Source organism: Sphingomonas sp. 179-A 2A2 NHS (assembly GCF_045371305.1).
Classification (GTDB): domain Bacteria; phylum Pseudomonadota; class Alphaproteobacteria; order Sphingomonadales; family Sphingomonadaceae; genus Sphingomonas.
The window spans coordinates 1-5,207 of sequence record NZ_JBIQDE010000014.1 but is presented as its reverse complement, the minus strand read 5'-3'; the positions used below and the strand labels follow the sequence as shown (position 1 = coordinate 5,207).

General features: G+C 65.6%; 5 protein-coding genes. All 5 read right to left on the bottom strand.

Going from position 1 to position 5,207, the window contains the following annotated elements; translation table 11 throughout:
- A partial coding sequence (locus tag ACH0AE_RS17470) for a DUF4158 domain-containing protein (RefSeq protein WP_406876106.1) occupies nucleotides 1-218 on the bottom strand: 218 nt, incomplete at its 3' end.
- 47 nt (nucleotides 219-265) lie between these two features.
- Nucleotides 266-1,003, bottom strand: a complete 738-nt coding sequence (locus ACH0AE_RS17465) for a GntR family transcriptional regulator (RefSeq protein ID WP_406876105.1) — start codon at nucleotides 1,001-1,003, stop codon at nucleotides 266-268.
- Nucleotides 996-1,898, bottom strand: a complete 903-nt coding sequence (locus tag ACH0AE_RS17460) for an N-acetylmuramic acid 6-phosphate etherase (RefSeq protein ID WP_406876104.1) — start codon at nucleotides 1,896-1,898, stop codon at nucleotides 996-998. Before ACH0AE_RS17460 ends, ACH0AE_RS17465 begins: the two co-directional genes overlap by 8 nt.
- Nucleotides 1,899-1,923: 25 nt before the next feature.
- The gene (locus ACH0AE_RS17455) at nucleotides 1,924-3,498 is read right to left on the bottom strand and encodes a sodium:solute symporter (RefSeq protein ID WP_406876103.1); all 1,575 of its coding nucleotides are present in this window, start codon (nucleotides 3,496-3,498) and stop codon (nucleotides 1,924-1,926) included.
- A 71-nt stretch (nucleotides 3,499-3,569) separates the two neighbouring features.
- A partial coding sequence (locus ACH0AE_RS17450; protein ID WP_406876102.1) for a TonB-dependent receptor domain-containing protein occupies nucleotides 3,570-5,207 on the bottom strand: 1,638 nt, incomplete at its 5' end.

The following is a 5,207-nucleotide window of genomic DNA, read 5'->3' as shown; positions in this document are numbered from 1 at the left end:
ATATGCTCCAGCATGGTCGCCGGTACCAGCTCGCCGCGGCGCAGGTGCCGGCCAGGATAACGGAGGCAACATACCTGTAGCGCATAGCCAAGGCGGGTCTCGGGCGTCCGCGCGGTCGCGACGCCAGCGAGTTCGCCCGCGTCGAGCGTGTGGACCCGGACCACCATCTCTTCGTCAACCGGAAGCGCCAGTAGGGCTGCCCGATCCCTCTCGATCATCGGCACGCGTGCGGGCATGTGCGACTACCTGGAGGCGTTCCTACCCGTCAGTGCTCCCCAGGCCCATGCAGCTCGGACACGAAGTCGTACCGGTCCCCGCGGTATGCGGAGCGGGTAAACTCGACCGCTCGACCATTGGTCAGTCGGGTCAAGCGTTCGATGCGCAAGATTTCAGCCTTTTCCTCGATGCAGAGAATGCCAGCCTCAGTCGGGGTCGCAAGCGAGGCGCGGATTTTCTGCTTACCGGACACCGGCCGGGCGTTGTTCAACTCCAACGCGGCGTAGAGTGAGTCCCCGAGCCGATCGATGTCGGGCAGGAACTCGGCGGGCACAACCGCGTGCTCGATCGCGAGCGGCTCGCCGCCCGAGAGGCGTACGCGGCCGAGCCGCACGACCTTGACGGACGGAGCGATGCCGAGCGCGGCCGCCTCCTCCTCGGTCGGCGAGGCATAGGCTTTGAGCATCCAGATGACGCCTGGATCCTCGCCGCGCGAGCGCGCGTCGTCACTAAAGCCGCTCAACGCGGAGTTGGGCGCCTCAATACGTCGCGCAACGAAGGTGCCGGAACCCTGCTTGCGGAACAGCACGCCTTCCTCGATGAGCTGGTCGATCCCCTTACGCACGGTGACGCGAGACATCCCGGTCATTTCGCTCAGGTCGCGTTCGGACGGGAGCGCGCTTCCCGGATCGATCTCACCGCTGGCGATGTGGTCGCGCAGGTTGCGCGCGAGCTGAAGGTAGAGCGGCGTCCGGTCCTCCTTCTTCGCCGCCAGCTTCTCACGCATCGACCGGCTCTCGCGCGCGTAACGCGGCCATGGCCGGGCGCAGGTTCTCGTGATGCTCGTGGAGGAGCTGATCCGCCTCTTCCGGGGTGGCGCCCAAGGCGATCAGCACGCCGTGCTTGATCTCCATACCCGCGTCATCAAGCGCCCGGGTGGCGACCTCCTCGTCGACACCGGTGATGTCACGAATGATCGCGTGTCCGCGGTGCAGCAGCTTTTCGTTGGAGACGCGCATGTTCACCATGAGCCCCCGATAGATCAGTCCACGGCGCAGCATGATCGCCGTGGAGAGCATGTTCAAGACCGCCTTCTGCGCCGTGCCCGCCTTCATGCGGGTGGACCCGGCGACCACCTCGCTGCCGGTGTCGGCCAGGAGCCCGTGATGGGCGGCTGCGAGAAGCGGAGCCCCGACATTATTGGCGATACCGATCGTGAGCGCCCCGGCCTCGCGCGCCGCCTCTACGGCGGAGATCGTATAGGGTGTGCGCCCGCTTGCGGCGACACCGATCAGTACGTCGGACGGTCCTACGCCAGCCGCGGCGACCGCCTCCCGCGCTGCGTCCCCGTCGTCCTCCGCACCCTCCGCGCTCTCTGTTAGGGCGGACTGGCCACCCGCCATGAGGAAGACCAGTCGCTCCTGTGGCCAATTGTAGGTGGGAAAGAGTTCGACGCCGTCCTGGACCGCGATGCGGCCCGACGTGCCCGCACCCGCATAAACCAGTCGGCCCGAACGCCTCAAGCGACGCGCGGCCTCCTCGGCGGCCGCGGCGATGGCTGGAACCTGGCTCTTGATCGACGCGACCGCGGCGAGCTGGCCTTCAAGCATGGCGTCGACGGCCGCCTCGGTCGGCCACTGGTCGATGTCGACGAAGCGAGGATCGACGGTTTCGGTGCTCATAGCGGCCTCTTCGGTATGGGGGAGATCATGCCACCGCCGCCGCCTGTTCGGAAACCCGGACCGCAGCGCCCCGAGGTGCCGCGCAGACGAGCGTCGACACCAGCGTGCCGATGCACAATTGGTAAGGGAACGAGAGCGTGGCGAGGAAGGTCGGCAGTCCAATCGTCCTCGCGATGGCGGGTTGGAGCAGCATCACGACGACAAAGCCGGCCAGCAGGGCGGCGATGACGGAGCCAGTCGTTCCACGCGTGCTGAACACGGCCGTGAAGTAGACTCCGAGCAGGCCCGCATAGGCGAACACCATCACTTGGAGCGCGAACTCGAGAAGCGGCATGTCGGCGTAGCGCTGCCAATAGTAGGACAGCACCGCCATCAAGAACATCGCCACCCCGACAACTCCCATGCCCGCGCGTCCGGCAAGCACGTAGTGGCGCTCGGGCGCACCGCCGCGGCGCTCGCGCCAGGGACGGTAGAAGTCTTGGATCAGGACGGAGGACATCGCGTTCAGCGCCGAGTTCGTCGTGGCGACGGCGGCCGCCATCACTCCGATCGTGACCAGGCCACGCAAACCCGGCGGCACTTCGGTCAGGATATAGTGCATGAAGATGTTGATCTTCTGACCGCCGAACTCCTGCGCGGCCGCTGAGGTGGCGCCGCCCATGAGGTCCGGGCGGTTGTAGAAGACGTAGAGCAAAAGACCGATCGTCACGAAGACCGCGACGACCGGGACCGTCGCTAGAACCGACAGATAGAGGCCGCGAGCACCTGTCTTCGCGTCGCGACATGCGAGCAGGCGCTGCGTGGTGTCCTGATCGAGCCCGCTATTGGCGATGTAGAGCAGCGCCACTCCGGTCATTATCGCGAGCAGCGTGAACGGTCGTGTCGGATCCAGCGACAGGTCGAACAAACGCAGCTTGTTCACGCCCTCGGGGGTATTCGCCAGGCCTGCGATGATCTCGCCGGTAGACGCCGGGATCGAGACCCACAGGAAGATCAACGTGGCGATCGCGGCGCCTAGATAGATGACGAACTGGATCAAGTCGTTCCACAGCACCGACTTCAGGCCGCCGACGAACGTGAACAGGAAACTGACGATCACCACCATCGCAGCCGCGACGACGATGCCCGCCGCGCTGACCGTAGCAGTCATCACCATCGCCACCGCGATCGCGGCCAGGTAGACGCGCGCGCCGCCGGCGAGCACGCGGCCGACCAGGAACATGCCGCCAGCCCAACGGGTAGCCCGATCGCTGAAGCGCCTTGTCAGCAGTTCGTACACGGTGGTGGCGTTCATGGCGTAGAAGCGCGGGATCAGCACCCGCGCCACAAACACCGCTCCGATTAGGCCGCCGAGGTTGGTGCCCAGATAGGTGTAGTCGCCGCGATAGCCGTAATCCGGCCCGCCCAGGAACGTGGCGGCCGATTGCGTCGCGGAGAGGACGGAGATCGCGGCGAGCCACGCGGGAACGGTGTTGCCCGCCAGGAAGTATTCCTGCGACGTCTCGGTATGCTTGGGCATGAACAGCCAGCCGCCCGCGAACAGGACGGCGACATAGGCCGCCATGACCATCCAATCGGCGGCGGCGAAAGGCAGGTTCATCTGGTCGGGTTCCGATCCTTGAGGCCGTCCAGAGCCCGCCCTGCGCCAGCAGCGCCGAGCGGGCTGCGCGATCAGAACCTTGCCGTCAGGGAGACGCCGTAGGTCCTGCCCAGCACGTCGTACGTGTCCGGGAACGTGTTGAAGACGCCGCCGGCGACGAAGGGCGGCTCCTTGTCGAACAAGTTGTAGACGCCCCCGCTCAGCGTCAGCCAACCGAGCGCGTTGAAGCTGCCGGTCAGGTCGAAGATGTCCTGCGCCTTGAGCGTGTCTGTTTGGCCGGGCGCGCTGTTGCGGACTTCACCAATCCGCTGCCAGTTGAGCTGCAGCTGGCCTCGATCAAACACGGCCGTGACGGAAGCGTCGTGCCGATAGTCGGGCTGAACCAACGTAGTGGCGTCGCTCGAACAAGTCGCACCGAACGTACCCTTGCACTGGATGGGCGTCACAGTCGGGTTGGGCTGGAAGATATAGTCGGTGACGACGTTGCCCTGATACGAAAAGCGCAAGCCGCTGCCCGGCAGGAAGTCGGCCTGCAGGAAGTAGCTGAACGCGATGTCCAGCCCCTGCTGCCTCAATCGGCCGAGGTTCTGGTTGTTGACGAACGCGTCCTGAAACCGGCCGTTGGGCGCCCTAGTCACGAGCGCGCACAGCGGATTGTCGGCGGTCGGGTTCGTGATGTAGCAGCTCGTGATGGAGTTGATGGGCTGGATAACACCGATCGCCCCCTTCAGGTCGAGTTCGTAGAAGTCGACCGTCAGCGTGAGCCGTGGGATGAAGCTAGGCGTGAAGACGGCACCGACGGTCTTGGTGCGCCCGATTTCCGGATCGATGTCCGGATTTCCACCGAAGAAGTAGCCGCCCTGGAGGTACGCCGGGTCGAACGAGTTGGCGGAGCCGGGAGCGGGCGCACCGAAGCGGCGGCACTGGTCGGCGTTACCGGTGCCCAGCACGCAGGGGTCGCCGCCGTAGCGGGGCGTGAGACGCGGAACGGTGATCAGGTTGTTAAACGGCAGCGAGGAGGTCGCGGCCGCGAACTCGCCGAAGTTCGGCGTGCGGATCACGCGCTGGATCGTCCCGCGAAGCCTCAGATCATCGTTGACCGCCCAGTTCGCCTCGACCTTCCACGTGTCGCGGATGCCGAAACGGTCATAGTTGGAAGTGCGGTAGGCGCCGCCCACGTCGAGCTTCTGGATGAATGGCGTGTTGTGGATCAGCGGCACCAGCAGCTCGCCGTAGAACTCCGTCACCTCGAAGCTGCTGTCGAAGCCGGCCTGGACGCCCTGGCGGAAGGTGTTGCCGGTGAGCAGGGCGCTGTCCTGGATGACCTTGCCCGTCTCGCGCCGGTACTCGACGCCCGCCGCAAAGCCGACCGGCCCTGCGGGAAGAAGGTTGGTGGCGGACGTGCCGCTCAGCGTGCCCGACACGACAAGCTGGTCGCGCTTGCGGTTGAAACCGTTGATGGTGGTCGCGAGCGCGTCCCTGATCCCCGGCTGGTTCGGGCCGAAGATGTTCACCCTGTTCACGATCGCCGCAAAGTTGTTGTTGCCAGCCGCGTCGCGGACTAGGCCGTCGCCGGTAATCGGCGAGCTCTCGGTCGACCGGCCGTACTGGCCGTAGATGTTGTACTTCAGCGTCTCGGTGAGCGACCCGCGCAGCCCGAGCTGGAACTGCGAGGTGTTGCGCTCGGTGTTGTAGGTGATGAGCCCGAG